We start from the raw sequence: 26,280 nt of genomic DNA on the forward strand, positions 1-26,280 counted from the left end.
TATTTACCCTAAATTACTTTGCAGCCATTGTAGCAAAAATTAGCAGTTATTTATGCAGAGTACGACTATGTGCTTGGCTGATCATTTCGTCTAACGTTTTAGCCTCTTGCTGCTGCGCTTTATTTTGATCAGCACGATGCCTATTGCTTACTATACCTTCTATGCCTTTGGTGAAGCTCATTTGCTTAAAACAAGCTTGCTGCTGACGTAATTCATCTTGCTGTGAATCATCAATACGCGCTTGTTGCTGCGTCGATAAGCCAGACAAAATACGCTTCATACCTGATAAATTTTGTAAGCTCAGCGCCGAGCTCATTTGCTGGTTTTTATCCATACTGTTTATGTGCTGCTGAAGCTGCGATAAGCGTTGCTGCTCTAGGTTACTTCTTTGTTGTAACTGAGTTTGCTCGGCCAGCATTTTATCTAATTTTTGTTGTTGTAATCCTAAAAATTTATTAAGCATTCAGTTTACCCATCACTGCATTTAATTGAGTTATTGACTGTGAAAAATCCACTTGTTCATTCAACCCTTGGCATAGAAATGATTCGATTTGTGGATACAAATTTACCGCACTGTCGAGTTCCGGATCTTTACCTGCCTGATACGCCCCTAAAGGAATAAGCTCATGCACTTGCATGTAGCGGCTATAAAGCTTTTTCAATTTATAACAAAAACTTAGCTGCTCATCACTTACTATATTTGGCATTACTCGGCTAATCGATGAACCAATATTAATGGCCGGATAGTGGCCCTTTTCTGCTAAGGTGCGATCCAATACTATATGGCCATCAAGAATTGCTCGGGCGTTATCGGCTATTGGATCTTGTTGATCGTCGCCTTCAGCTAATACTGTATAAATGGCGGTCATGCTGCCTTTGCTTTTTTCACTATTACCCGAACTCTCGACCAGTTGAGTCAATTTACTAAATACCGATGGCGGGTATCCTTTGGATGCAGGCAGCTCACCTACCGATAAGCCAATTTCCCGCTGTGCTTGCGCATACCGGGTTAATGAGTCCATCAACAGCAATACATTTGAATTTTTATCTCTAAAGTAGGCCGCCAATTTATGGCTAAGTTCGGCCGCTTTAATACGCAGTAAAGGGGAATCGTCTGCTGGGGATGCTATTACAATGGCCTTTTTTAAGCCTTCTTTACCTAGGCTTTGCTCAATAAAATCTTTTACTTCCCAACCACGCTCACCGACAAGGCTTACAATAACCACATCGGCAGAGGTAAAGCGGGTCATCATGCCAAGCAACTTACTTTTACCTACCCCCGAACCTGCAAATAACCCTAAACGCTGGCCTTTACCTACACTAAATAAGCTATTAATAGCACGAATACCCACATCTAACGGCTCGATAACGCCTTTGCGCTCCAGCGGCGTTAAAGAATAATCGTTACCCAATTTACTGGCGTTTTTTGTGCTGTCTTGTTCAAGTGGGCCTAAGTTATCAATCGGCTGCATTTGCGCATCGAGTACACGCCCTAATAACTTTTCTGAAATAGCCACATGGCTGTTTTTTATAACTGGCCTAACGCGTCCACCTGAATATAAATTTTGAATTTTTTTCAGGGGCATTAAATAGGCTTCATCTTGATTAAAACCTACTACTTCAGCGTCATACCAGTGACCATCAACACTTTCTACTTGGTATTTTTCACCCATAGCAAATTGCCCACCGGTAGCGGTAAGCGTTAAACCATTAACTCGTGTTAAACGGCCATAGCTTTTAACTAATTCAGGCGGGGTTAGCGCTTTCAGCGCAGACTTTAAGCTGGTATGTAAAGGGTTAGTCATGCGGTTGCGCTTTTAAAATTTCAGGTATCACTTCATCCAAAAGGCTTTGTAATCGCTCTGAAAAAGAAAATCGATGTGTTTGTTGCTCTGCCACCAGTTCAACGTCTCCACTACTTAGTGCTTCGTCAAAATAAACCGGCACCGAAAATTCAGCTAAACGTGCATCATTAAAGCAGTGGCGATCAGAGCCTGAGAACATAACTTTTGTTACTACATCGCGATTGCTAAGCAAGGTAATGGCTTTTTCAATAAGCTGCGCGCGTATTTCGGGGCGTACTTTTAGCTCGCAGTCAATAACGTGCTCAGCCAAGGTACTTATCATTAAGGCAAGGTCTTGTTTAAACTCATCATTAAAGTTAAGTAGCTCATTATTAGCTTTATCAAATAAAGTATTAAAACGTTCAATAAGCTGTGTTTTTTGCGCTTCAAGACGTTCAGCAACCCGTAGCTCTATTTGTTGCTCCATTTGTTGCTCTAATTCGCTTTGCTTATTGGCAGCCCCTTGCGCGAGCCCTTCTTCATAGCCCTGCTGTAAACCAACACGCTGAGCAGCATCTAAACGCTCTTGCAGCGTTTGATGTTGCTCATTTTTATTTAAAGTGGGAAACCTAAATGCTTGACTCATAGTTAGCCTGCAGTCTCTTCTTCAAATAAGCGATATTCAATATCACCTTGTTTACTCATGTCTCTAACTATCGACATAATTTCTTTTCTGGCGGCAATCACTTTGCTCAGTGGTTGCGCGCTTAAACCATCAATTTGCTGCTGGTACACTTGCGCTAAACGTTTAGGTAGTGCACCTAAAACACGCGCTAAAAACTCGCTGTTTACACCCTTTAACGACATCGTCCATAACTCATCAGGAATGTCATTAAGCAACAAGGTTAGTGTCTCGTCTGTTTGCTTAATTAAGCCATCAAAGTCGTACATTTTCTCTTGTATTTCATCAGCTACGTTAGTGTTATGTTTTTTCATTAGTTCGATAATTTGGCTCTTATTACCGTTGTAACGATTCATAATTTCTACCGCTTTATCGACACCATTCACTTGTGCGCCTACTTGGCGGCCAACAAACTCAATACACGACTCAAGCGTTAAGCGCACATCATCAATAACGTGTTCGCTCACTTCACGAAGACTGGCAATTCGATACAGTAAATCATCATGCTTCGATTCTGGAAACAGTACAATAATGGCTGAGGCTTGCTCTGGGGGTAAAAAGGCCAAAAACAGCGCTTGCATTTGCACATGTTCCTGATCTAAAAAGCGTACAATAAGCTCTGGCGGGATCCACTCTAAACGACGTAAATCGTCATTCATTGCACCACCATAAATATCATCAAGCATAGTTTTGGCAAGCTTACGGCCGACAGCTTTATCAAGTGCTCGCTCTAAATACACACGCGACGCGCCATTGACGCCACTTTCATTGCGGTAGCAATCAAAAAATTCACTCAAGGTGCCTGCAACATCCTGTTGAGTAACGTTTGAAATTTTAGCCATACGCTCAGAAATAGCCTGCACTTCACGGCGGCCTAATTTACGAATGACACTGGCGGCATTTTCCTCGCCCATACTTAGCAATAAAATAGCGGCGCGATCTAGCGCCGGTAATTGTGAGCCTTTATCAAGCTTTTCTTGATTCAATTTCAACTCCTTGTTCTACCCAATATTTTATTACCGACGTAACACGCTCGGTTTCTTTGTTAGCAAGTAACTGCATGTGCGCTATTTGTTCTTCAAAGTCATTGCCTATTTGCGGTAACGACATATTTTGATGTTCGCTTGCGCCCTCTTTGGCGGTTAAGTTTTCTATTTGCGATTTAGCATTAATGGCGTCATCAAGCGGACTGCTTTGTCTTTCTGTTGTAGAGGCTGATTTAACCTCATTATCAGCGGTTGCCATGGCGTTGTTTGCTTCGTTACTTTTACCTTTTACTAAGTGATTAACTAAAGGGCGCACACCAAATAAAATCAGCAATAAACTAATTAAAGTACCCACAATATAACGGGCATACTCTTTAAGCTCGGGCATTTGCCACCATTCAAGACCTTCACCTGGGGCTAGTATTTTTTGTTCTACAAAGGCAAAGCTAGTTATGTTGAATTGATCGCCGCGTGCGTCGTTAAACCCCGTGGCCTTTTTTACCATTTCACCTAATGAAGCCAGCTTTTCTTCGCTCCAGCCATCAGCTGTTCCAGCTACTTGCTCATTAATAAGTACCGATAAGCTCATGTTTTTAATGCGGCCTACTTCAAATTGGGTATGAGTTACCGAGCGACCATTTTCAAACTGTCGCTTACTCTCATTTCGTTGTGAAGTTCGCTCGTTGTTTTCATCTTCAGCTTGTTCGTTAGGCACAGGTGGCTCATTAGCTAAAGAGCCCGGAATACCAGCCGCCAGCTGATCTAGGGTGCTATCAGATTTAATAAACTCTTGTGTTAATACATTTTGTGGGTCAACCATTTCGCGTGTTTCTTCAACCACACTAAAATCAACATCACTAGAAACCTGAATTCTAAAATTACCTTCACCCAAAATTGGCAACAACATAATAGAGGCGCGTTGCTCTATGTTGCGCTCAACTTTTTCAATAAAGGCGAGCTTTTTATCGGTTTCTTTGCCTACTGGGGTGGTATCAAATAAGTCGCCGCTGAGTAATTTACCACGCTGATCCACCACCGACACAGAACGAGAATCAAGCCCAGGCACACTGCCAATAATCAGTGCAATAATGGCTTCCACTTGCTCTGGTTTAAGTTCGTGTCCTGGCGCTAAATCAACCATCACAGACGCTGCGGTTTTTTGCTCAGTACGCCCTACAAATAAGCTGCGCTTAGGGACTGCCAAGTGCACGCGCGCATTGCGTATGCCTTGCATGTTAATAATGGTGCGTGCCAACTCACCTTCTAAGGCATGCTGGTATTGCATAGATTCGATAAATTGACTAGTGCCCATAGACACTTTGTCGCTAATATTCTCAATACCCTCAGGCATAGAGGCTTTTATTCCTCTAGCCGCAAGCGTGATTCGCGCATCAGCCAATTTTTCTTGCGGCACTAAAATATTACCGCTATCGGTATCGATGCGGAACGTGATTTGTTCTTTATCTAAAATTTCTAAAATATTGGCTTTATCGTAGCTTTCTTGATTACCGTAAAGCGGTACGTAGTTTTTAGCCGAGGTCCATAAAATAAGGACTATAGTAGCCGCTACTAACGTCGCTAGTAGAGCAATGGTCGCGACACTTCTGTCACCTGAGTTGCCGAAGTTTAATTTGTTGGAGAGATTAACCACTCTTTCTTTTAGGTTGCTCTCATTTTGCTCAGGTACTTTTGCTAATTCTCCTTTCATATTAGCCTCTACAGTGACATGCGCATGACATCATCAATGCCATTGAGCACTTTATTGCGCATTTCCATCAGCATAGAAAAACTAAGCCCCGCTTTTTGACTGGCGATCATCGCGCCTACCACATCTTCACTTTCACCAGTATCAACGGCTTTAACCATTTCACCGGCAATATTTTGTTGGGCGTTGATAGAGCGAATAACATGCTTAAAGTCTTCACTAATATTTACATTTTGATTACTGATAGCAGCCGGCTCTATGCTCTCTGGACCTGCAATTTTTTGCATGTCCATCATTTTGCCCAGCATCATTTGTTGACTTTCAATTGGCGACATTCTTTTTTTCCTTCAAATTATGCAATTGCATCAATATCAATACCGCATTCACGCATAGCGGCAATTTTGTATCTTAATGCTCGGGTAGTTACGCCAAGCGCCTGTGCTGTTTGAGTACGATGACCTTTAAACCGACTCAATAAACTGTATATATAATCAAACTCCGCCTGCTTTTTATTCTCCTTTAACTGCGTGGCACAAAAAGCCGCCGCTGCAGGTGAACATTGCGGTAAATTTAAATCTTCAACCTGAATTTCAACACCTCTGGCCATCACTAATGCACGTTGAATCACGTTTTCAATTTCTCGTACATTGCCCGGCCAGTTGTAACAAAGCATCACATCTTCTGCTTGTTTACTAATATGGAACTCAGAGTTGCCATATTTTTTGATAAAGTGGTAAGCCAATGGAATGATGTCATCAACACGATCCCGAAGTGCAGGCCAACTAAGCGGTAATACATCTAAACGGTAAAATAAGTCTTCACGAAAAGCGCCTTGCTCAACTTGTTCACGCAATATGCGGTTAGAGGCGGCAATAATGCGTATATCTAATTTTATTTTTTGATGACTACCGAGTCTTTCAACTTCGCGCTCTTGCAATACCCGCAGTAATTTAGCTTGTAAATCCAATGGCAGCTCAGTAATTTCATCCAGTAAAATAGTACCGCCATTAGCCAGTTCAAATTTTCCCGGCTGAGCATTTACCGCACCGGTGAATGCCCCTTTATTAAATCCAAATAACATGGCTTCGAGCATATTTTCTGGGATTGCAGCACAGTTAACTGCAATAAATGGCTTATCTTTACGGTCTGAGGATTTATGAATAAAGTGCGCTAACTTCTCTTTACCTGTTCCCGATTCGCCGGTGATTAACACCCCTGCGGCGGTTTGAGCTGCGCGATTAGCCAAACGCAATACTTGCTGTGACTTAGTTGAAACAGCGATTAAATCTTCAAACCCATGCTTCATTGAATCAGTGTTTCTGATTGTTTTTTTAAGCTGTTCTGCAAAGAAAGGTTTTAATAAGTAATCAACAGCGCCACCGTTATTAATAGTTTTTGAAGCAATTTCACTTTGTGAAGAATCGACTAACGTCACAATTTGCGAAGTGGGGCATGTTTTACGCAGTAATTTTACTAATTCAACCAGTTCGAGTTGTTGAGTATCTGCATCAACAAACACAAGCTCTGGCTTACTTATAAGGCAGTGGCTAACCGCATCGCTGATGGAATTTGTATGCAGAAACTTAAAGTTTTCGGCAAATACAACTTGCTGAATCTCAGGCGTTGGCTGCTGCTCACTGATCCATAAAAGGTATCTTTGACTCATATTTTTCCTTTGCAGTGCAATTAACTTGAGTGTCGGAAAAGACGAACTAAAACACGGCGATTAGACGATGCGCCCTGCTCCGAGTTTTTTATAATGGGATAACGTTGACCATGCGCTCTTACTTCTAACATGTCTTTGGGTAAGCCAAATTCAATGAGTCTGGCAGCTACGTCATCTGCTCTTTCTTTTGAAAGCAACCGATTTGACAGCGGCGAGCCCGTATTATCTGTGTGGCCATCAACTAGCACTTTACTTACGCGACTGTCTAAAGAAATGTAACGCACTAAATCTTTTAAAAATTTAAGGTCTTTAGCCGTTGTTACTGTGCGCTGCCCACTGGCAAACTGTAATTGATGATCGCGTGCTTGCTCCCAAGAAAGCGGCGATAAATTAGCTAAACACTGTTGATAATCGGAAACTATTTCATCGCTATGGGTATTAGTAAAGGTCAGGCGAAGTTGTTCATCACCGAAGCTTACTAGCGTGTCTAACCAACCGCCTTGTTTAATCACACGAAGTAATGCGGTCATATCGGCAGAAAATTGCACCTTGTTATCTTCGACATTAGAGGATACAAAGTTCACGGCAGTAAGAATGGTATCTGCAGATTGCCAATCTGCTTTACGAGATAAAACGTGTAAACCTACTATTGGTTTATCTTGTAAAAGCCAAGTAAATTCCAATTGTTGAGTTTTTGCTGGGAGGGTTTTTACTTCAAGTAACGCATAATTATCAAAGCGCTGTTTGAGTGAACACTCAAACGGGTTACTACTTACTGACCAAATAGAGCTTTCGTAGTTTTGCACCAGGTTTTGCTCTGATGTGTGTCCCTGCGAGGACATAAACACAGCACAGGGCAATGCAAATTTAATCAGCTGAGTTAATCTATTCATGTATATTCCGTATAAAGTTAAATAGAACAATTAAGTTTTTTAAATCAATAGCGAAATACAACAAATACAAACACAGTATTAATGGATATCACTAAGTTAATGTAACCCCACGATCGTAGCGATTGCCTTAGACTGGGAGCTTTGCGTCCTATGCTTTCGCATAGTTTGCCATTTAATTTACTTAAGCATTATTTTAAACCAATATAAAAACTAGTAACTATGTACAATAAAAACAACAGACTATAGTTAAATATCATTAAATGCAAATATTACTATGTAAAATTCATAGTCAGTTCATTTTATGCTCATTTTACAGTCATTCATCCCAACGAACCGAGTATATCTACCCGAATGGTATCTGGAATTTCATTATAAGAAAGAACAACTAAGCTACCCTTAGTAAAGGTTTTTGCGTAACGAGCTAATAGCGGCCGAAGCTGCGGCACTACAATTAATGTAGGCGTTACCCCTCTTGATTTCATGTCTTCGACTATCATCGGCATTGTGCGTTGAAATTGCCCTAGTAAATTAGGGTCTACCGCAAAACTATCTAGTACAACTTTGCCAGCCTGCATAGCTTGATCAAGTGAGCTTTGTAAGGTGCTTTCTAGTTTTTCATCTAAGCTGTAGGCACTGAGTTCATCACGATTACCCATCACCTGTTTTACCAATACTTTTTGCAGTGCGCAGCGTACGTCTGAAACCAGTAAAATCGGATCTTTAGTTACCTCAACACTGTCTATTAATGTGCCGGCGATAGTGACTATGTCTTTAATACTTATGTGTTCTTTTAGTAGTAAACGAATCACTTTTAGCTGTAAATTAGTCGGTAATGCTTTTTCGAAGGTTTCGGCTAAGCTAGGTGAGATTTCTTTTAGTCGCTCATTAAGCTTTTGTACGTCTTCATAACTAAATAGCTCATCTAAATGTTCTTTGATCACTTTGCCGGTATGAGTAGCAATAATGGTGCCTAAATCAACCACTGAGTAACCCATATTCAATGCTTGGGTTTTACTGTCATCTTTTATCCAAACAGCCTCAAGCCCATAAGCAGGATCAGTGGTTAATTCACCATCTAAGCTGCCGTATACATCACCGGTGTTTAACGCGAGTAATTCTTTGGCGTTTACATTAGCACTTGCAACAGGCACACCGGCTAAGTTTACTTTGTATTCTTGTGGATTTAATTTTAGGTTATCTTTTATTCTGATCTCCGGTAATAAAAATCCAAGCTGCTCAGAAAGATTTTTACGTACACCTCTTAAGGTTTTTACCAGCTCTTCCCCTTTGTCTTTATCGGCTAAATAAACCAAACGAAAGCCAAGCTCAACCGATAATTTATCAACATGAGAAATATCTCCCCATTCTAAGTTAGCCTGTTGCTCACTTAAAATAGTGTCGGTCATTTGTTCGGCTTCAATTAAAGAGTTATCGGGGAGAGAGCGCTGTAATCGCCAAGCAACATAAAATAATGGCGCGGCAAACCCTAAAAAGGCGACAGTGGGCATCCCGGGCACAATACCAAGCGTAACCATAATTAATGCAGCAGTAAAAATAACACGTGGAGAGGCAAGTAACTGCTTACCTACTGCTTCACTTACATCGCCTTCATCGTTCATACGCGTAACAATAATTGCAGCAGCAACCGCGAGTAATAACGAAGGGATTTGCGCAACTAAGCCATCACCTATGGTTAACAGTGCAAAACGCTGAAACGCTTCGGCTAAGCTTAAACCATGTTGAAAAGCACCAATTGAAACACCGCCCAACAGGTTGATCACTAATATAATTAAGCCAGCTATAGCATCACCGCGTACAAACTTAGATGCACCATCCATAGAGCCATAAAAATCGGCCTCTTGGGCTATAGTACTGCGTCGCTCTTTTGCTTGCTCAGGGCCAATTAATCCGGCATTTAAATCCGCGTCAATTGCCATTTGTTTACCGGGCATGGCGTCTAGAGTAAAGCGTGCAGCCACCTCAGAAATACGCTCACCGCCTTTGGTAATAACCACAAAGTTAATCACCATTAAAATAACAAACACCACAATACCAACGACGTAGTTACCGCCTATAACCACTTCACCAAACGCTTGAATAACGCGACCTGCCACATCTGAGCCTTCATGACCATGCAGTAATACCACACGTGTTGAAGCAATGTTTAGGGTTAAACGCATCAAGGTGGCGACTAACAAAATAGTCGGAAATACAGAAAAATCGAGCGGCTTTTTAGTAGACACAGCGACTAACAATACAATCACCGACAATACAATGTTAAAGGTAAACAATGCATCTAATAGCCATCCTGGTAATGGCAAAATAACCATCGACAAAACAGCTAACAGCAAAATAGGAATAGCGGTATAAGGTTGAGTAAAACTGCGCCAGTTCAAATTATAACTCCAACATCTAAGGTTTCTGTAAGTTTTTAGGGATTGTTAATTCAGGTAAAGCTGCGGGTGCTTGCCCACGTCCTTGCTTATATGCTTTTAGTTGCAATACATAGGTCAGTACATAGGCAACGGCGCTGTATAGGCCGTTGGGCACTTCTTGGTCGACCCGGGTCGAAAAATAAATAGCCCGTGCTAATGCGGGGATCTCTATTATTTCTTTGTTATTCATACGGGCCACTTCGCGAATTCTCAGCGCCATTTCATCTACGCCTTTAGCAACAACATAAGGGGCTTTAGCCGCTTCTTCACTGTATTTTATTGCCACAGCATAATGAGTAGGATTGGTCACTATCACATCGGCAGTGGGTACACGCTCTTCAATTTTTCTATTCGATTGCTGATATTGTATTTGCCTAATTTTATTTTTTATCTCAGGGCTACCGTCTGAAGATTTACGCTCTTCTTTTACTTCTTGGTGGGTCATTTTTATTTTATCGGCAATCTGTTTTTGCTGAAAAGGCACATCAATAACTGCAATAAAAAGTAGTAAGGTTACGGTGATCATTAACGATAAAAATAACAACTCAATGCCTTGGCCTATCGCCACTTTTATATCTAAGTTTTGTAACATCATCAGCTGCATCCACAGCTTAGTTAAGAAGGTATATAAGCAAATCGCCAGTAAGGTTATTTTTAGTATTGATTTAAGTAGCTCAACTAACGACTGTTTACCAAACATTTTGCCTAACCCGGTTAGTGGGTTGAGCTTGCTCATTTTTAGCTTCACGAGTTTTTTTGAAAACACAAACCCGCCAGGTAAACACCCAGTGATCCACATTGCGCAAAAGCTTAATAATAAAAACGGCGTAAGGGTTGATAGCATATTCATAATGGCGTCGCCCAACGCGATGGGCATCATTTTTTTATTATTTATAATCGTATGATCCAGCACCATAGTGCTGTTCATTAAGTTAACAAATAAGCTGTAAAATAAATTGGCAAACCACAATAGCCCAGCAATACTGACCATTAATAAAATAGCGGTATTGAGTTCTTTTGAGCGCGCGACTTGGCCGTCTTCTTTGGCTTTTTTTAGCCGTTTCTCTGTGGGTTGTTCTGTTTTTTCTTGCGAGCTATTTTCAGACATACCGCTACCTCATCGCCTGTGCAAAGGTTGTTAGCACATGATACGTTAGCCTTGAAAACGCACTTCCTGTGTACTCTAAAGTCATAAATACGCAGAAAAACCCCATCAATAGCGACATAGGGAAACCCAATACAAAAATATTTAATGACGGCGCCGCCCTACTTGCTACACCAAAGGTTAAGTTAACCAATAACATGGCGACTATCCCTGGTAGCGACAGCAATAAAGCAGAGGAAAACATCCACGCAAACAACATAATAATCGCCTGAATATCAAACTCATAAATACTGCGACCAATCGGAAAGCTATGAAAGCTCTCTACCATAACTTGTAGAGTTATTAAGTGACCATCTGCGGCAAAAAACAGTAATGCACACATAATCCAAAATAACTGTCCCAATAATGCCACTTGGTTACCACTACCGGGGTCCATAACAAGCGCCATTGATAAACCCATCTGCATGGATAAGATCAGCCCTATCATTGCCATTACTTCAAACAAAATACGCAGCGATAACCCCATCATTACCCCAAAAATAATTTGCTCGAAGGTTAAGATGGCGGCATCTAAAGAAAACAAGTCAATAGCAGGTGCAAGTGGTAACTGCGGAGCAACTAAAAAAGCCAACATCATAGACACTAAAATACGAGAGCGCGGCGTTACTGCCGGACTGTCAAATACCGGCATAGACCATAAAAGTGCAGAAAAACGTACAAATGGCCACCAAAGCGTGCCCATCCAGCTGACTAAGTCAGTAGACGTTAAAGCAAGTAATGAGCTCAACCAAATACTCCAGGTAACATAAATTTGAGCTTATCAAACCAATCAATCAAAATTTGTAGCATCCAATGCCCCGCAAACACCACCATTAATAAGGTTAATAACATACGTGGTAAGAACGTTAGGGTTTGCTCTTGAATAGAGGTCGCACCTTGAATAATGGCCACCACAATACCTAGTATTAAACCCGGCACAATTAAGACTAAAATCAGTTTTATAATGGTATAAACCGCGCTTGAAATAAGCTCTACCGACATTTCTGGGGTCATGGTGACATTCCAAATGTTGCTGCCAGCGTACCTGCTATCATTGACCAGCCATCGGCAAGTACAAACACCATTAACTTAAACGGTAAGCTAATGATCAGCGGTGATAGCATCATCATACCCATAGACATCAGCACACTACTGACAACTAAATCTATAATTAAAAAAGGAATAAACAACATAAAGCCAATTTGAAAAGCGGTAGTAAGCTCACTTAATACAAACGCAGGCATTAATACTTCAAACGGAATCTCTTGCGCGGTGAGTGTAGTTGGCTCATTGGCAATTAATAACACTTGGCGTAATTCACTTTCGCGAGTTTGTCTAAGCATAAAAGCACGCAAAGGTTTTTCTGCAGTGAGTAAAGCTTCCTCTAATCCTATGGTTTGCTGCTGAAAAGGCGTATATGCATTTTGGTAAATATCCTGCCAAACTGGTCGCATAATCAACATAGTGAGCATCAGTGAGATGCCAATCAAAATTTTATTCGGTGGGCTTTGTTGTAACCCCATAGCTTGGCGCAAAATTGCCAATACAATGATGATTCTGGTAAACGACGTTAAAACCATCAATAGCGCAGGTAATAAGCTCAATACCGTCATTAGCAAAAGTATTTGCAATTTAACGCTATAGTCTTGCCCGTCGGCCGTATCTTTTAGAGAAAACAGCGTAAGTTCTTCCGCATTTAGCCAGCTTGGTAAAAACATCATGATCAACAGTAGGCTAACTTTAAAAATTACGCGTTTATTCATTTGTTTACTGATCCTTTGCGGTATCTGTTTGAGCAAATTTCAAACCATACTGCCCTTCAACCATTACCACTTCTGCTTTAGCAAAAAATACCCCATTAACTTTTACATCAAGCGCTTCACCGGCTACTTTGTCTAGCTTAAGCACATCGCCTTCTTTGGCTTGGCTAAGCTCGCCTAAAGTAATTTCAGTACTTGCTACTTCAAGAGTGACGAGTAAAGGAACATCTTGAAAAAATGACATATTTCCTTCGTTAGTTTTATTAGCAGATTTATCATCAAATCCATCAAAAGCATCAAGCTCTAAGCCCGCCAAGGCGCTATCAAGGTTCTCGTTCATAATTTAGTTACTCGTTGTATTGTTTGATAATTGTGTGATTTGAAATGCTAAGCCAGTCTCTTGCTCAACAACTTGGCCTTTGAATATTTGTTTATGACCTAGGTTAAATAGTGCAGCTTCATTAAGTTCAATTGGTAATACCCCGCCGGCTACACAGGCCTTTAATTGCTTTAAAGTGACTTTTTTCTTCGCCATTTCAATCTGACCTTGCACCGCAAACTGTGCCCACATCTCAGTATTGAGTGTTTCGTTATTTGCTGAATCTTGCTCGCTATCAGCTGCGCAAAAAAAGCTAATTGGCAGCCATAAAAACCAACTTATTACTTGGTTTTCTAATATAAACCGCACTTTAAAGGCTAAATATTGTAATGCTTCAGGTAAGGCATGAGACTTTTGTATCTCACCTAATAACGCTGAGCGTTCTCTAAATAATAAGCCTTGAATGCCCTGCACTTGGCGCTGTAGTAAGCGACCACAAATACGGCTTTCTGTTGAGCTTAATTCGTTATTCACCTCATCAGAGACTTGCTCTGTGCTGTTCACATTATTAAATTGCCCACCTAAGCATAAATCCGCTGTTTTATATGCACTTTGATAATCAAGCGCTAAATAGGCCTCACCTTGAGTAGGGGCAAATAAAGGGCAGGCAAGAAATATCCTTGAGGATTCTTTAAACCAACTGCTAATAACCGAATGCGAACAAGGCGAAATTTCTACATCAAAACGGCTGTCGTTAAATAATTGGGCTAGCTCTAACTCCAAAGTTTTACGAATATTAACGTTTATATGCGCTGCTTTTTGTTGTGCTTGTTCATATGCTCTTTGCTCAAGCGTGAGTGCAAATGGCGTAATATGCTCAGAATCTTTCGCTTTAATTAACTTTGTTTTAGCGTTTAACGTTTTACTCATACCACTGTTTTTCCTGATTCATTTATATTCAGCTTATGTTCGTTTTTTTGCTTTTTTCAATTGGGCTTGTAGCTGTAAACGATTAACTATATCGCTGCGTAAGCGCTCATTTTTGCTTATCCACTCAACCCCTAAAAACATTAATTTTTCACTCACTGCACGGCGATACATCACCTTGCCAGCCAATCGATTGGTTTTATCAAACACCACAATAATTTTATTGGGGATCGTCTTTTCAGCAGGTACTAATAACCCCACACCGCCCACGCTAATGTCTTTTGCCACACCATGGCATAGTGAAATATCAATAAAACAACGGCGTAATAACTGCACGCCTACTCCGCCAAGCTGAACTGACTCAGGCTCGTAATTATCTTTAAGGTTTAAGTTCCATCTTTTGTAACTTCGTTTGGTGTCTGGTTGGTTACTCATAATTCTCTTCAAGACGTAGCACGGGTTTGTTAGCCGTTGCCGCACCAGCCGCTTTTTTTATAGGATTGTTAATGTTGCTATCATCAAATAATTGGTTAAATTTATCCTGAGCATCTTTGGTTAAGATCAGCAGTTCAACACGTCTGTTTTCGCTGGCTTTTTTATTTTCTTTATTAATTGGTCGATTTGATGAAAACGCATTTACTTGAAGCACCTGACTTGATGGCATTCCGCCCATAGTCATTACTTTTCTTGCTTGCTGCGCTCTATCGCCAGAAATGTCCCAATTACGAGAGCTGCCATCAACAAATAAGCTGGCATCGCTGTGCCCAGAAATAATGATTTTGTTATTAATGTCTTTAACTAATCCGCCAAGGTATAGAAACAGATCTTCAAAAAATGGAGTCATTTGCGACTTTGAGCGTTCAAACATTTGGTGGTGCTTGTCATCTCTAATGATCACTCTGAGCCCCAAGGGCACTTCTTCAACTAGTAAGTTATTTTTTAGTAACTCTTCTTTACTGAGTTCATCAATACTTTCCAGTAATAAGCTCAGCTCAGATAAAGCTTCAAATTGGCTATCAATCGCTGAATTTAACTTCTCGCCTTGCCCTGCTTTAGGCTCAACGGTGCCATCGGGCACTTGTAATACTTCACTCATTCCAGGTTTTGGAGAGTCCGGAGGCGTAATTCCCGACTCTAAGTGCTTAATTACAGAAGGAGAACCCCCTAAATCAACGGGGAATGGGCTGTTTTGAGGATCAAAAATAGCGGGGCCACCATCAAAAATTGAGTGAGTTCGCATATAGTGTGCTATTTCTTCACGCTCAGATTCATTGGTGATCGCCATGATCCACATCACCATAAAAAACGCCATCATCGCCAAAGTAAAATCGGCAAAGGCAACCTTCCAAGCACCACCATGAGGCTTTTCGGTTGCTCTTCTACGAGAGCGTTTGATGACGATTTCTTGATTTTTGTTTTCCATCATTAAGCCGCCTTGTTAGTAATCCACTCTTCCATGGTGGTAAAGGTCGGTTTAATTTCTTCATTAATTAATTTTCGGCCTGAATCAGTCGCCACAATAGGCACATGCCCTTTAGCATGCGCCACTAACATGGCACGCACACATTCAAACATTGCCACTTGTTTTTTTACATACTGCTCCATCGCTGAGGCAAGGGGTGCAATTAAACAGTAACAAGCAAAAATACCAATAAAAGTACCCACCAACGCCGCTGCTACATGGTAGCCAATTTCACTTAAAGGTCCATCAAGATGCTGCATGGTAATAATAATGCCGCCAACCGCTGCTAAAATACCAAAACCTGGCATAGCTTCAGCTATATTAGCAAGTGAATGAGAAGGTTTAAGACGTTGCTCTTCAATGGTATAAATCTCTTGCTCTAACATGGCATCAAAGTCATGAGAGTTTATTTTTCCCATACTAAATAAACGTAAGTTATCGCAAATAAAAGTAACTAGCTGTGGGAACTCATACACTTTAGGGTAGGCAAGAAAAATAGAACTGGTTTCTGGGTTTTCAACATGCTCATCTAATCCTTTAATGCCTTTCACTCTGGCTAAGTCTAATAAAGAGTAAATAACGAGTAGTAAGTCATGGTACAGCTCAGACGTATCGGTTCCTTTACCACTAATAAATTGATACTTTAATTGCGATAGCATTTCTGTCAGTACATACTTTGAATTACCCACAATTAGCGCCCCTAAACCTGCGCCAAAAATAATTAAAAACTCGTATGGCTGCCACATAGTGGCAATGTTGCCGCCCGCAAACGCAAAACCACCTAATACTGTTGCAAGTACTACTATTAACCCTATAACTCTTTGCATTCTTTATTCCTTAGGTATTAGATTTTTTGAAGCGCTTGTGTAAGCGCTTCAAGTGCTTGTTTATGAAGTTGGCAAACACGTGCCTCGGTTAAATCGAGCGTTAACGCTATTTCTTTCATATTCATTTCGTGCATGTAATATAATTGCAAGAGCAGCTTTTCTCGGGTATTCAGTTTGCTCATCGCCACTTTTAGCGTCGCTGCTGTCTCTTCTTTGTCGTGTGTATGTGCAGAGGTGAGCGCTAAATTAGGGTTAGCTTCCAATAGCGCTTCAAGGCTATCAAATGCTTCGGCTTGCTCACTGTAATGCAGTTGAATAAGCTCTTTATGGTTAATTCCTAACGCCTCACACATTTCGGTGTCTGTTGCATCACGACCGAGCTTTTTTTGCAGTGAACGGCTCATATCACGAAGCTGATGAGACTGCTGCCTTAACTGTCGTGGGCGCCAATCGACACGCCTAAACTCATCTAACATAGCACCACGAATACGCTTAAACGCAAATGCAGCAAACTTCTCATCTAAATCCCGACCATAGCGACGAATAGACGACAACAGCGCAATAATGCCTATTTGATAAATATCATCATTATCGACAATAACACCCACTTGAGTGCGCATGTGCGCAGCCGCTCTATTCACCAAAAAAGAGTACTGCGATAATAGTTGCGTCTCTTTTTGTGGCGTTAAGGTGACTGGTGGTTCTGTTATTAACTCGCCCTACTCTTCTTGCAGCATCATAGCGATGGCCTATTGAATGAAGACGTTCGTAACAAGTACGTTATCCAATCGAACAGATACCGTATTCGCTAACACTAAATTAAACTGCTCTAATAAGTTTTTTTGTACAGCATCTATATCTTTAAAAGCGGCTTTTGCTTGGCTATGACTCATATTGGCAAACTGTTTTACCAGTACATTTCTTACAAGCGGCTCCATCGCCTCTGTGCCTGTGTTGTATACAGAGGGTGAAGTAACAAGCACCAAGTCGAGCACTAAATAACGGGCAATTGAGTCCTCTGATACGCTTATAATAAAGCGCTCCATTTCGTGGTATTCAACTTTTGTTATATCTGCTTGCGGAGCTTCTTGTGATGAGTCACTGTCGTTAAAAAACTGTCCCGCAAAAAATGCAGCCGCAATAAGTGCAATTACAGTTAGGGCTATTATTATTTTTTTCACTTTTATCTCTCTTAATCCAAGGTAGTTATACTAATAAATCCAACCAATCTAATGGTGACTTAGGTGTGCGAGTGCTGTTGTCATCATCCATTGAAGGCATCTCGGTATGATTATTTGCAATGTCGCTATTGTCGCTTTGCTGTTGAGGTTGCTGCTGTTTATCACTCAAATTAACATCCACTGTGGTATTTGAGTTTTGCGACAAAGACTGACGTAACTGCTCTAAAGTTTGCGCTATGGCATCTCTAACCTGCGCATTACTCGTAGTTAAACTGACTGAGGTTTTATCCCCTTCAATATTGATAGATATTTCAATACTGCCTAGGTTTGGAGGATCTAATCTAATTTGCGCACGCTGAAGTTGCTGGCCTATTTGCAGCTTTACCTTATCGCCAAGTACATGCAATAAACGCTGCCCCCATTCACTGGGAGCCTCTTTTAATTTCTCTTTTTGCCATTCAAAGCTCTCTGTCGCAGGTGCGGCAGATGAAAAAGCATTCACTAATGCTGATTTTTGATTGCTGCCTTCACGAGATTCAATGTTGAGAAGTTTCGATTGCGTGTTTTGTGTCAGTGCAGCAAGCTCGAGCTTACTGAGCCCAATACTCGGTTGTGCAGCTAGTTGCTCATTGGTTGGGCTACTTGATTGCGCGTGTCCATAAGTATTCAACACTACCGAAGGTTGATTTAATCGATTCAAAAGCGCTTGCGAATACAATGTTTGTGGTGCTTTGGCTAAATCGAGTGTATTTAATTCTTTATTAATGGGTGTATTCGCTGGCGTTACATTTATAGCTGCAGCAGGCACAGTTAAAACATCACTATGCACTGTCATATTTTGTACAGACGCAGTTTTAGCTGACTCTTGAGTTATAATGCCTTCTTCGTGCAGAGTCTCTAAAGGCTTACTCTTTAACTGCTCATCAATAACAAGTTGTGCTGGTGGTGTTTCCACTGCTGCAGTGCCGTTATCAAGAGCAAGGTTACTATTTGAGTTGAGTAAATTTGTGACAGGCGCGTTTATTTTATTGCTATCAAGATTATAATTTGCAGTGTTTAAAAAGTACGGATTTATTATTTCTTGTGTTTCTGCACTGGCATCTTCTTGCGCTAGTTGTTCTGAACTTTCTTGAGGTTGTTCACCTTGCACATTTTGCTGTTTTGTTTGCTGTTGCTTTGAAGAAAGCGTAAACGGCTCAAGCTCGCTCTGTAGTTCTTGCGCATCTGCAGGTGTACTACTTTTTAATATGGTTGGTTTATTAGTGGCACTGCCAAAGTCAGTCTTTGTCGCCATAGTATTTGCTTGGATACTCATAGTGACTGTCCTTGTTGTACTTTTTTATACGCAATTAAACCTTCTTTATCTTCCTGGTGGCGCTGCATTTGTACTTTAATAGCCGCTTGTTTTTGGCTCACTAGGTCGATTAAGTCAACGTAACGTGCTTTTAAGTTATTTTGTTCAGCCTTCATTGAACTAAAGCAAGGCATATTTTGCAGCTCATTATAAAATGCAAGCAGCTGCTTATCGGCTGATTTAACCTCATACCAATTACTCTCATGGATAGCATCTTCCATGGTGCTAAGTAATTGTTCCATTTTTTGCGCTGCGTATTTTTGAGAGTGTTCCATTAGCAATACTAAATTCATTATAAGTTCATGTTTCATTTAGCAATAAACAAGCCAACTTTAAGGCGCTGTTTTATAACAAAAAATAAAATAAAAACCCAAAAAGCGGAAGCGGAACTTCCACATCGGAAGGAAGTGATATGTTATTAATAATGAATTGAATAATTATTTAGCCAGCGGGGGGAGATATAAAAAAGCCGTGTTAAAAATGAAAAAACCAGCTATTGGTAGCTGGTTTAGATTTGTTTATTGTGTGCCTAAGCCTTGCCACCCTTCTTGCAAGTTGGTCATCACTACACGGGTGGAGTCAATATAGCTCAAGTCATTTTTTATACTGGCTTGCAATAATGCTTGCCCACAATGCTGATAAAGGTTTTGCATGTTTTGCGCTACTTCACCGCCTTTTTCAAGATCTAATGAGGCCTCAAGCCCGCCTAAAATGCGCATTAGTTTTTCGATGCTTTCGGCTTTTTTATCGTATCTTTTTTGTTTTATGTGGCCTGTGACTTTTTCAAGCTCATCTGAAAAACCATCAAATAACATCAATACTAATTTATGAATATCGGCACTGGCCGCTTTTGCATCTACTGATGTACTTTTATAGGCTGAAAAGCCATCATTTAAATCTAACATCTATGTTTAGCTCCCAAATTGACCCATTGTAGATTCTAATTGTGCAATAGTCTGTTGCATTTGTGTAAACTGCGACAAGTAGCGTTGGTACACTTGCTCCATAGACACTTCATGATCTTTTTGTTGCCTATTGACTATATTTAAGCTCGCTTGCAATGACTGCTTTTTATCCGTCATCAAACCATAGCTTTTAGTGAAAGGCTCAACGCGGGTTTCTAGCTTAGACAATAAACCGTTTTCACCTGTGAGCATGCTGGTTAACTGTTCAGGATTAGTAGCCATAGCTTCTTCAAGTTTTTTATTATCTATTTTTAAGTTACCGCTACGATCAAATTCAATACCCACAGAGAACAAGGTTTTACCTTCAAACGTACCCTGAAAATCGTTGCGTAAAGAGCGAGCAAGGCCGGCAGCCATATTATCTCGTTTTAAGTACTGGTTACTGGTAATGCCATTGGTGAGCGAATTAAATTTATCCACAAAACTTTGAATGTTTTCTTTAGAGCTTTCTTGATCTTGGGTAATTGATATATGAATTGGCTGATCGCCCAGCGACTGCGCCTGCGTTAAATCAATCGTTACACCATCAATAACCGTATCGAGTTTATTACTGCTTGAAGTGATTGTAAGTGCTGAGTTAGCCCCTAGTTTGACAATCGCATCTTGCGCTAAGGTTAAATCTTGTTTGTTTGTTATAGCATTGGTGATATCACTGCCATTGGCATCCGTACCTTCAGTAAAGCTCACCCCCACCTGATTAGCAGCACCCGACTCAGCACTGGTTAAAGTTAAAAAGGTTTCTGTGCCAGAGCGCACAACAGAGGCTTTAACACCGCTATTATCAACATGTGAGTTGATGGCATTAGCAACATCAGTTAATGATGCATCGGCGCCAAGGCTTGCAAAGTCAACACTAAACGCACTGCCTGCCAAATCAATACTCAACTCACCATCCGTGGTTAAAGCTTTAGCCGGATCAAAACTCAATGCCACTTGGTGTGCTTGTGCTAATTGCTCAACAAATACATCGTACTCACCGCTGGCTGCTGTGCCGCTTGCTGTTACTGCTAATGCGGATGAATTGCTCACCGTAGCGGTGTTAGCAAACAAGCTACTGGTATCTTTAATATTGGTTTGTAAGTCATCAAAAAAGTTTGATAAATTACTTTTCAGGCTATCAAACGCCTTAATTTGATTGCTAAAAAGGCTACTTTTAGTACTTAATTGCTGATCTTTAGCGCTACGCTCAATTTGTGTATATTGTGAGGCTAATTGCCCAGGATTGATTCCTATTGCAGAGCTCATTTTAATCTCCAAGCATTTTAGTTATAAGCAAAAAAATCTAAAGTAAATATTTTTACTTATGACTATAAACAATAATAGCTACACCTTAGGTGTAGCTATGCATACTTAATTGATTAATCACTATTAACGAAGTAGTGAACCAATCATTTGTGTTGTGCTGTTAGCTGTGCTCAGTACCGAGATACCAGAGTTCATTAGCAATTGTTGCTTAGTCATGTTTGATGTTTCAGCAGCAAAATCAGCGTCCATTAACGTACCTACAGCAGCTTGAGTGTTTTGCTTCATGTTAGATACGTTAGTCATTGTATGGTCAAGACGGTTCATTGATGCACCAAGCGTTGAACGTGCAGTACCAATTTCGCCAACTAAAGTATCAACAAACGCAATCTGCGCTTGTGCTGTTGCAACGTCAGTAAATGCAGCAGCAGAACCAATGGCTGTTGTTACAGCACCTAACTGAGTAGAAATATCAACATTAAGGGTTTCTGCTGCACTTGAACCTACTTGGAAGTTAACCGCACCTGCACCAAACTTACCAGTAGCTGCTAAAAGTTTAGTTCCATCACCAAACGATGTGTTGTCCATGATGTTTGTAAGCTCAGTAGCTAGTGCTGTGTATTCTGCACTTTGTGCAGCCCATTCTTTTGCACCGTTTGTATCACTTGAACCTTGAGTAGCAAGTTCTTTCATGCGGTAAGCAATGTTAGTCATTTCATCAAACGCACCTTCAGCAGTTTGCATCATAGACATAGCATTGTTACCGTTATATAAACCAGCGTCTTGACCACGTACCTGTGCGTTTAAGCGTGAAGCGATTTGTAGACCAGCCGCGTCATCTTTAGCAGAGTTAATTTTAAAACCAGAACCTAAACGCTCAAGTGCTGTAGACAAATCGTTGTTGCTACGACCAAGTTGGTTTTGGATTGACATTGAAGCCATGTTTGATTGAATTGATAAAGCCATGTTTATTTCCTCTTTAAATGAATAGCTAAAGTAATTAGTGAACCTAAATCACCTTCTAATAACTAAGAGCGACCATATTTTTAATTACCTAAACTTTTTTCTAATTATTTTTTATATTTTTTTAAGCAATGTATTCAAAGCGGGTAAAATAGGCATTTTCGCTAGCTAAAAGCAGATAAGAGGAATAATAGAAATAAAAAAAGATGCAGCAATACTAGCTTGCTGCATTAAAAAATTAAGTGAGTGAGTATTGCACCATATTACGGGTAATGTTTGCCTGCGACATAATCGCAGCTACACTATTTACCCCAGGGTTTTGCATATGCTGTTTAACCCCTAGACTTAAAGCAAGTAGTTCATCAGTGTTAGCTAATGAACTAGCAGAGTCAAGCTGCTCTAGTTGGCTTTGTAATTGTTGTTTTTGTGCCTGAATTTTTATTAAATTCGCTTTTAAATGGCGCTGCGCACTTTGGATTTGCTCTCGGTGCTGAGCAATAGTGGCATTTTTATCGGCTATTTTAGCAAGTTCATTCAGAGGGTTATCTAAATCATTGAGCTGCAAAGAAATCGGGTTTCCTGCAGCAATTCGTACACCTTGACCACTCATCACCCAAGGCTCTAAAAGTGGAGCCGCATTATCTTTTTGCGCACTAAAAAGCAGACGGTTTTCACGATTAAGCTCAACATTTATATGATGTGGTGCAAACGCATTTTGAATGGCAGTTAAATTGGTTTTTTCATCTTGATAGGCTGGTATCTTTAAGCTTAATGATTTGCCCGAGCGACCCATCACTAACTGGATATTTTCTTCATGTGGACGTGCGCTAAGCAGGTCTATATTTGCATTAAGCTGTTTGCTAATAGCGCGATTTGGATCCGTTATTTTCAGCTGGGTATCAAGTCCTGAGCCTTTTTTATTTGCTGTGTTTTGTAATGACGCTATTTGCACTTTAATTTGCTGTTGTTGCATGGGTTGTGGCTGAGTGTTAGCAGCTTGGGTATTTAATTGTTGTGCTAATTTTTCAAGCCCCATATACAAATTACGAATAGTGCTTTCGCTTTGTTCGGCTTTTGCTAGCGCTTGACTCAGTGCCCCGCGCTGCGCCCAGCCAGTCAGTACTTTAACTTGGTCCTCTCTGGCAACAATTTTGTTTTTCCACAAATTGTTAGCAGAATCCTTTGTTGATGTAACGAGTGCATCCGATTTATTGGTATTAACCAAGTCAATTGCTTGCGCTTTTTCGCTACTTTTAACCAGCATAGTTAGTTCCTGAAAGTATTATAATTTTAAATGTATGAAAACAATGAAAGTTTACTTACTGTCGAGTAAACCTGCATCGATGATTCATACGCCGCCATAGATTCATTCATCGAAATAAACGCTTCTGGATAATCTACAGCACTCAAATCGTCCTGCAAGTTAACCGTAAATGTGGTGATATCTAGATTACTGGTAGTAATCGAATCAAGCGAAGCCATAGTAGAGCCTATGGTGGTCACTTGGCTACTAATAGTACCTAAAAAGTCAGCTAATTTATCTATCATCACCCGTGATTGATTGCCAACACCACCTGCTGGCGGATTATTTACATCAACAAGATAGTCTTGCATGGCATTTAAAAAACCGGCACCGGGGTCTAAATCATCACCCATAATATTGTTTTTTACACTTGAGTCGTCAGATACAGCGACTTCTCTGACAATATCGTCACCGGCATAAACATAATTGCCCGTCGCATCAATTTGAAACGGTTTTTCATCGGTTTTACTACCCGAAAAATAATATTGTCCATCGCTGTCGGTTGCATTTAGTAAATCAACAATTGCCGGAAAAGCCACACTCATTTCTTGGCCGAGTGCTTTAATTTCTGCCTCGCCCATTGAACCATCAGCTGCAGTGGTAATTAAACTTTGCAGTGAATATATTTGGTTAACAATACCGGTTAGCTGTACTTCTTGTTGACCTAATGAAAAGTTAACTGCATCCATATTGGTTTTGTATTGCTCTAACGATTTTATTTCTGAACCTAGGTTCATGATCATTACAGTGCCAAGCGGATCATCTGAGGGCTTAAGAATACGCTTATTGGTTGCTAACTGAATTGATTTTTCGTTAAAGTTTTCAGTATTACTTTGAATGTTTTTGATTGAATTTAAATGAAACTGATGACTACTAACTCGCATAACATTGCCCTTTTAAAACATTTGCAGTAAAGATTTAAACATTTGATCTGCTGTGCTGATCACTTTGGCATTGGCACTGTACATTTGTTGAAAATGCATTAAGTTTGCCGCCTCTTCATCAAGGTTCACCCCGCTGTAGCTATCGCGCGCAGCAATGGCGTTTTCACTTAAATTAGTAGCGGTGGTAATGCTATTTAAGTTTTGCTTACTAGTAATAGCAAGATCCCCTACTAATAACGTAAACTTATCGCCTTTTCCTGCCATTGAAGCAACAATATTAGCAATATTAGAGTTATCACCAGGTCCTGAGGTACTACTGTCTTTAAAACCAAGTTTATCAGTGGTGATCGCAGGGTTAATCTCAATCGTCCCTAATGGGTTTAATGGGTTGTATGTAAACAGTGCTTCACCGGGGTCGTTATTTAAATCAAAACCACTTTGTAATGCACCGTTCATATCATCGGCAAGGTCGGCAACTAAGCTATTTAAGGTTGCAAGAGTTGGTTTTATTACATCGTTATCAACGCTTATTAAGCCACCAAATTGACCACCAACGTTTTTATCAAGGGTGAACTCTTGACCAATAAAGTTACTCGTTACTGTTGTTCCATTTACTGAGATTGATGCCGCTTTACTCCCTACCACCAGCGGGGCACCACTTAAGGTACTAATATCAATAAAGCCATTATCTCGCTCAACAATAGATACGCCAATATGCCCTGATAACTGGTTTACTAGGCGTTCTCGATTATCTTTTAACTCTGCGGTTGATTGCTTGTTTGCTGTTGCTAATCCAATGCTACTGTTAATTTCGGCTATTTGCTTAGTAATAGAAGACACATTAAGCGCCACATTACTCATTTGTGCATTTAACTTTGTTGCTTGTCCTGCCAAAGCGCCATTAATTTGCGCAATATCTTGCATAAAGCCCTCTGCAGAGGATAAAAATTGTTGCCTGAAAGCCTGTGAATCAGGCTTGGTTGCTGCAGCATTGAGTGCATCTGTTAGGCTTGCAAGGGAGTTATTTAAGTTTAACGAGTCGGTACCAATGATTTGCTCAATAAAACCTAGATATGACTGTTTGTTTTCATAATAAGTGGTATCAGAATTAGTGCGCCAAATATCGTCATTTAAAAAGGCGTCAACAACCCGATCAACAGACGCCACCTCAACCCCGCCTAAATATACATTAGAGGTTTTAAATTGAGCTTGCTGACGCGAATAACCCTCAACGGCTGCATTCGCGACATTTTGCCCTGACACAGTCAGTGCAATATTTGCAGCATTGAGGCCGCTTAACGCGTTATTTAACATAGACATAATTAACTACCTAATCGTATTAGCATTCAATGGCTGAACAAATGCCGATCCCGCATAAATATCATAGCTTTGGGTTGGCTCAACGCTTTCAGCACCTTTATATTGATCATTAGCGACCAAGCTTTGGCTATTCTTAAATGTATTTTCTATGGGGGCAATTTTCTCATCAAACTGCTTAACAATCGCTTCGGCTAAACCCAGTTGATGAGTTGACGCTAAATGCTGCGCGGTTTGAGCATTATGCATATCTCTAAATTGCGCTTGCTCGTTACTATTAAAAAAACCATTGTCACCGGCCATAGTTTTGGTGGTGCTATCCATACTTTTTAATACCAGCTGTAAAAAAATGGCTTCAAACTGCTCTGCTGCCTGTTTAACGCCAGCTTCACTGTTGCCGGTAATATTTTCTAGATGGGTCGGGTCAATCGCTAATGACTGAGATAATTGGGTTGATGACTCTATTTTCATGGCTATTTCC

Annotated in this window: 29 protein-coding genes and 1 riboswitch; all 29 genes read right to left on the minus strand. The window is 40.5% G+C overall.

What is annotated here, in order from left to right; translation table 11 throughout:
- Nucleotides 1–46: 46 nt before the first annotated feature.
- The 29 genes from PUND_RS12845 to PUND_RS12985 all read right to left on the minus strand — a co-directional run bounded on the left by PUND_RS12845 (nucleotide 47) and on the right by PUND_RS12985 (nucleotide 26,270).
- On the minus strand, nucleotides 47–463 hold the full coding sequence (locus tag PUND_RS12845) for a hypothetical protein (protein WP_010391201.1): 417 nt from the start codon (nucleotides 461–463) through the stop codon (nucleotides 47–49).
- Nucleotides 456–1,805 carry a FliI/YscN family ATPase gene (locus PUND_RS12850; RefSeq protein ID WP_010391200.1) on the minus strand — a complete coding sequence of 450 codons (1,350 nt, stop codon included), beginning with the start codon at nucleotides 1,803–1,805 and terminating at the stop codon, nucleotides 456–458. The genes PUND_RS12845 and PUND_RS12850 overlap by 8 nt, the downstream gene beginning before the upstream one ends.
- Nucleotides 1,798–2,430, minus strand: coding sequence for a FliH/SctL family protein (locus PUND_RS12855; protein WP_010391198.1), 633 nt, complete (start codon nucleotides 2,428–2,430; stop codon nucleotides 1,798–1,800). The genes PUND_RS12850 and PUND_RS12855 overlap by 8 nt, the downstream gene beginning before the upstream one ends.
- Before the next feature lie 2 nt (nucleotides 2,431–2,432).
- Nucleotides 2,433–3,452, minus strand: a complete 1,020-nt coding sequence (locus PUND_RS12860; protein WP_010391197.1) for a FliG C-terminal domain-containing protein — start codon at nucleotides 3,450–3,452, stop codon at nucleotides 2,433–2,435.
- Nucleotides 3,433–5,160: a flagellar basal-body MS-ring/collar protein FliF gene (gene fliF / locus PUND_RS12865; RefSeq protein ID WP_010391196.1), complete on the minus strand. Its 1,728-nt coding sequence runs from the start codon at nucleotides 5,158–5,160 to the stop codon at nucleotides 3,433–3,435. The genes PUND_RS12860 and fliF overlap by 20 nt, the downstream gene beginning before the upstream one ends.
- A gap of 8 nt (nucleotides 5,161–5,168) precedes the next feature.
- Nucleotides 5,169–5,492, minus strand: a complete 324-nt coding sequence (gene fliE / locus PUND_RS12870) for a flagellar hook-basal body complex protein FliE (protein ID WP_010391195.1) — start codon at nucleotides 5,490–5,492, stop codon at nucleotides 5,169–5,171.
- Nucleotides 5,493–5,509: 17 nt separating this feature from the next.
- Complete coding sequence (locus PUND_RS12875) at nucleotides 5,510–6,823, minus strand: sigma-54-dependent transcriptional regulator (RefSeq protein ID WP_010391194.1); 1,314 nt, start codon at nucleotides 6,821–6,823, stop codon at nucleotides 5,510–5,512.
- A gap of 20 nt (nucleotides 6,824–6,843) precedes the next feature.
- A complete protein-coding gene (locus PUND_RS12880; protein ID WP_010391193.1) occupies nucleotides 6,844–7,716 on the minus strand; it encodes an OmpA family protein in 873 nt (290 codons plus the stop codon).
- A 97-nt stretch (nucleotides 7,717–7,813) separates the two neighbouring features.
- Nucleotides 7,814–7,896, minus strand: a riboswitch (cyclic di-GMP riboswitch).
- Nucleotides 7,897–8,036: 140 nt separating this feature from the next.
- Nucleotides 8,037–10,112, minus strand: coding sequence for a flagellar biosynthesis protein FlhA (gene flhA / locus PUND_RS12885; protein WP_010391191.1), 2,076 nt, complete (start codon nucleotides 10,110–10,112; stop codon nucleotides 8,037–8,039).
- 16 nt (nucleotides 10,113–10,128) lie between these two features.
- Nucleotides 10,129–11,259: a flagellar biosynthesis protein FlhB gene (flhB, locus tag PUND_RS12890; RefSeq protein ID WP_010391190.1), complete on the minus strand. Its 1,131-nt coding sequence runs from the start codon at nucleotides 11,257–11,259 to the stop codon at nucleotides 10,129–10,131.
- A 4-nt stretch (nucleotides 11,260–11,263) separates the two neighbouring features.
- On the minus strand, nucleotides 11,264–12,043 hold the full coding sequence (fliR, locus tag PUND_RS12895; protein ID WP_010391188.1) for a flagellar biosynthetic protein FliR: 780 nt from the start codon (nucleotides 12,041–12,043) through the stop codon (nucleotides 11,264–11,266).
- On the minus strand, nucleotides 12,040–12,309 hold the full coding sequence (locus tag PUND_RS12900) for a flagellar biosynthetic protein FliQ (RefSeq protein ID WP_010391187.1): 270 nt from the start codon (nucleotides 12,307–12,309) through the stop codon (nucleotides 12,040–12,042). Before PUND_RS12900 ends, fliR begins: the two co-directional genes overlap by 4 nt.
- Complete coding sequence (gene fliP / locus PUND_RS12905) at nucleotides 12,306–13,058, minus strand: flagellar type III secretion system pore protein FliP (RefSeq protein ID WP_010391186.1); 753 nt, start codon at nucleotides 13,056–13,058, stop codon at nucleotides 12,306–12,308. The genes PUND_RS12900 and fliP overlap by 4 nt, the downstream gene beginning before the upstream one ends.
- A gap of 4 nt (nucleotides 13,059–13,062) precedes the next feature.
- The gene (locus tag PUND_RS12910; RefSeq protein ID WP_010391185.1) at nucleotides 13,063–13,395 is read right to left on the minus strand and encodes a FliM/FliN family flagellar motor switch protein; all 333 of its coding nucleotides are present in this window, start codon (nucleotides 13,393–13,395) and stop codon (nucleotides 13,063–13,065) included.
- Nucleotides 13,396–13,398: 3 nt separating this feature from the next.
- A complete protein-coding gene (locus tag PUND_RS12915) occupies nucleotides 13,399–14,304 on the minus strand; it encodes a FliM/FliN family flagellar motor switch protein (RefSeq protein WP_010391184.1) in 906 nt (301 codons plus the stop codon).
- A 33-nt stretch (nucleotides 14,305–14,337) separates the two neighbouring features.
- On the minus strand, nucleotides 14,338–14,736 hold the full coding sequence (locus PUND_RS12920) for a PilZ domain-containing protein (RefSeq protein ID WP_010391182.1): 399 nt from the start codon (nucleotides 14,734–14,736) through the stop codon (nucleotides 14,338–14,340).
- The gene (locus tag PUND_RS12925) at nucleotides 14,729–15,727 is read right to left on the minus strand and encodes a flagellar motor protein MotB (protein WP_010391181.1); all 999 of its coding nucleotides are present in this window, start codon (nucleotides 15,725–15,727) and stop codon (nucleotides 14,729–14,731) included. Before PUND_RS12925 ends, PUND_RS12920 begins: the two co-directional genes overlap by 8 nt.
- Nucleotides 15,727–16,590 (minus strand): flagellar motor stator protein MotA, encoded by an 864-nt coding sequence (motA, locus tag PUND_RS12930; RefSeq protein ID WP_010391179.1) that lies wholly within the window; start codon nucleotides 16,588–16,590, stop codon nucleotides 15,727–15,729. The genes PUND_RS12925 and motA overlap by 1 nt, the downstream gene beginning before the upstream one ends.
- A 17-nt stretch (nucleotides 16,591–16,607) precedes the next feature.
- Nucleotides 16,608–17,300 carry a FliA/WhiG family RNA polymerase sigma factor gene (locus tag PUND_RS12935; protein WP_167660607.1) on the minus strand — a complete coding sequence of 231 codons (693 nt, stop codon included), beginning with the start codon at nucleotides 17,298–17,300 and terminating at the stop codon, nucleotides 16,608–16,610.
- Between the two features lie 39 nt (nucleotides 17,301–17,339).
- Nucleotides 17,340–17,771, minus strand: a complete 432-nt coding sequence (locus PUND_RS12940; RefSeq protein ID WP_010391177.1) for a flagellar basal body-associated FliL family protein — start codon at nucleotides 17,769–17,771, stop codon at nucleotides 17,340–17,342.
- A 25-nt stretch (nucleotides 17,772–17,796) separates the two neighbouring features.
- Nucleotides 17,797–19,086: a flagellar hook-length control protein FliK gene (locus PUND_RS12945; protein ID WP_010391176.1), complete on the minus strand. Its 1,290-nt coding sequence runs from the start codon at nucleotides 19,084–19,086 to the stop codon at nucleotides 17,797–17,799.
- Nucleotides 19,083–19,400: a hypothetical protein gene (locus PUND_RS12950; protein ID WP_235575561.1), complete on the minus strand. Its 318-nt coding sequence runs from the start codon at nucleotides 19,398–19,400 to the stop codon at nucleotides 19,083–19,085. The genes PUND_RS12945 and PUND_RS12950 overlap by 4 nt, the downstream gene beginning before the upstream one ends.
- Nucleotides 19,401–19,643: 243 nt before the next feature.
- Nucleotides 19,644–20,030 (minus strand): flagellar export chaperone FliS, encoded by a 387-nt coding sequence (gene fliS, locus PUND_RS12955; protein WP_010391173.1) that lies wholly within the window; start codon nucleotides 20,028–20,030, stop codon nucleotides 19,644–19,646.
- Between the two features lie 6 nt (nucleotides 20,031–20,036).
- Nucleotides 20,037–21,335 carry a flagellar filament capping protein FliD gene (gene fliD, locus PUND_RS12960; protein ID WP_010391171.1) on the minus strand — a complete coding sequence of 433 codons (1,299 nt, stop codon included), beginning with the start codon at nucleotides 21,333–21,335 and terminating at the stop codon, nucleotides 20,037–20,039.
- Nucleotides 21,336–21,458: 123 nt separating this feature from the next.
- A complete protein-coding gene (locus PUND_RS12965; RefSeq protein WP_010391170.1) occupies nucleotides 21,459–22,298 on the minus strand; it encodes a flagellin N-terminal helical domain-containing protein in 840 nt (279 codons plus the stop codon).
- 235 nt (nucleotides 22,299–22,533) lie between these two features.
- Complete coding sequence (locus tag PUND_RS12970; RefSeq protein ID WP_010391168.1) at nucleotides 22,534–23,559, minus strand: hypothetical protein; 1,026 nt, start codon at nucleotides 23,557–23,559, stop codon at nucleotides 22,534–22,536.
- 26 nt (nucleotides 23,560–23,585) lie between these two features.
- Entirely contained in the window at nucleotides 23,586–24,482 is an 897-nt protein-coding gene (gene flgL, locus PUND_RS12975) for a flagellar hook-associated protein FlgL (RefSeq protein WP_010391165.1), read from the minus strand.
- A gap of 12 nt (nucleotides 24,483–24,494) precedes the next feature.
- Entirely contained in the window at nucleotides 24,495–25,802 is a 1,308-nt protein-coding gene (gene flgK, locus PUND_RS12980; RefSeq protein WP_010391163.1) for a flagellar hook-associated protein FlgK, read from the minus strand.
- A 6-nt stretch (nucleotides 25,803–25,808) separates the two neighbouring features.
- A complete protein-coding gene (locus PUND_RS12985) occupies nucleotides 25,809–26,270 on the minus strand; it encodes a rod-binding protein (protein WP_010391160.1) in 462 nt (153 codons plus the stop codon).
- Nucleotides 26,271–26,280 lie beyond the last annotated feature (10 nt).

Origin of the sequence: Pseudoalteromonas undina (genome assembly GCF_000238275.3) — a bacterium.
Taxonomy (GTDB): Bacteria; Pseudomonadota; Gammaproteobacteria; order Enterobacterales; family Alteromonadaceae; genus Pseudoalteromonas; species Pseudoalteromonas undina.

Bases quoted from the DNA above. Each gene is read 5' to 3' on its own strand.
- PUND_RS12845 (WP_010391201.1), bottom strand. From the start codon at position 463: ATGCTTAATAAATTTTTAGGATTACAACAACAAAAATTAGATAAAATG.
- PUND_RS12850 (WP_010391200.1), bottom strand. From the start codon at position 1,805: ATGACTAACCCTTTACATACCAGCTTAAAGTCTGCGCTGAAAGCGCTA.
- PUND_RS12855 (WP_010391198.1), bottom strand. From the start codon at position 2,430: ATGAGTCAAGCATTTAGGTTTCCCACTTTAAATAAAAATGAGCAACAT.
- fliF (WP_010391196.1), bottom strand. From the start codon at position 5,160: ATGAAAGGAGAATTAGCAAAAGTACCTGAGCAAAATGAGAGCAACCTA.
- fliE (WP_010391195.1), bottom strand. From the start codon at position 5,492: ATGTCGCCAATTGAAAGTCAACAAATGATGCTGGGCAAAATGATGGAC.
- PUND_RS12875 (WP_010391194.1), bottom strand. From the start codon at position 6,823: ATGAGTCAAAGATACCTTTTATGGATCAGTGAGCAGCAGCCAACGCCT.
- PUND_RS12880 (WP_010391193.1), bottom strand. From the start codon at position 7,716: ATGAATAGATTAACTCAGCTGATTAAATTTGCATTGCCCTGTGCTGTG.
- flhB (WP_010391190.1), bottom strand. From the start codon at position 11,259: ATGTCTGAAAATAGCTCGCAAGAAAAAACAGAACAACCCACAGAGAAA.
- PUND_RS12900 (WP_010391187.1), bottom strand. From the start codon at position 12,309: ATGACCCCAGAAATGTCGGTAGAGCTTATTTCAAGCGCGGTTTATACC.
- fliP (WP_010391186.1), bottom strand. From the start codon at position 13,058: ATGAATAAACGCGTAATTTTTAAAGTTAGCCTACTGTTGATCATGATG.
- PUND_RS12910 (WP_010391185.1), bottom strand. From the start codon at position 13,395: ATGAACGAGAACCTTGATAGCGCCTTGGCGGGCTTAGAGCTTGATGCT.
- PUND_RS12915 (WP_010391184.1), bottom strand. From the start codon at position 14,304: ATGAGTAAAACGTTAAACGCTAAAACAAAGTTAATTAAAGCGAAAGAT.
- PUND_RS12920 (WP_010391182.1), bottom strand. From the start codon at position 14,736: ATGAGTAACCAACCAGACACCAAACGAAGTTACAAAAGATGGAACTTA.
- PUND_RS12925 (WP_010391181.1), bottom strand. From the start codon at position 15,727: ATGATGGAAAACAAAAATCAAGAAATCGTCATCAAACGCTCTCGTAGA.
- motA (WP_010391179.1), bottom strand. From the start codon at position 16,590: ATGCAAAGAGTTATAGGGTTAATAGTAGTACTTGCAACAGTATTAGGT.
- PUND_RS12945 (WP_010391176.1), bottom strand. From the start codon at position 19,086: ATGAGTATCCAAGCAAATACTATGGCGACAAAGACTGACTTTGGCAGT.
- PUND_RS12950 (WP_235575561.1), bottom strand. From the start codon at position 19,400: ATGGAACACTCTCAAAAATACGCAGCGCAAAAAATGGAACAATTACTT.
- fliS (WP_010391173.1), bottom strand. From the start codon at position 20,030: ATGTTAGATTTAAATGATGGCTTTTCAGCCTATAAAAGTACATCAGTA.
- fliD (WP_010391171.1), bottom strand. From the start codon at position 21,335: ATGAGCTCTGCAATAGGAATCAATCCTGGGCAATTAGCCTCACAATAT.
- PUND_RS12965 (WP_010391170.1), bottom strand. From the start codon at position 22,298: ATGGCTTTATCAATTCAATCAAACATGGCTTCAATGTCAATCCAAAAC.
- PUND_RS12970 (WP_010391168.1), bottom strand. From the start codon at position 23,559: ATGCTGGTTAAAAGTAGCGAAAAAGCGCAAGCAATTGACTTGGTTAAT.
- flgL (WP_010391165.1), bottom strand. From the start codon at position 24,482: ATGCGAGTTAGTAGTCATCAGTTTCATTTAAATTCAATCAAAAACATT.
- flgK (WP_010391163.1), bottom strand. From the start codon at position 25,802: ATGTCTATGTTAAATAACGCGTTAAGCGGCCTCAATGCTGCAAATATT.
- PUND_RS12985 (WP_010391160.1), bottom strand. From the start codon at position 26,270: ATGAAAATAGAGTCATCAACCCAATTATCTCAGTCATTAGCGATTGAC.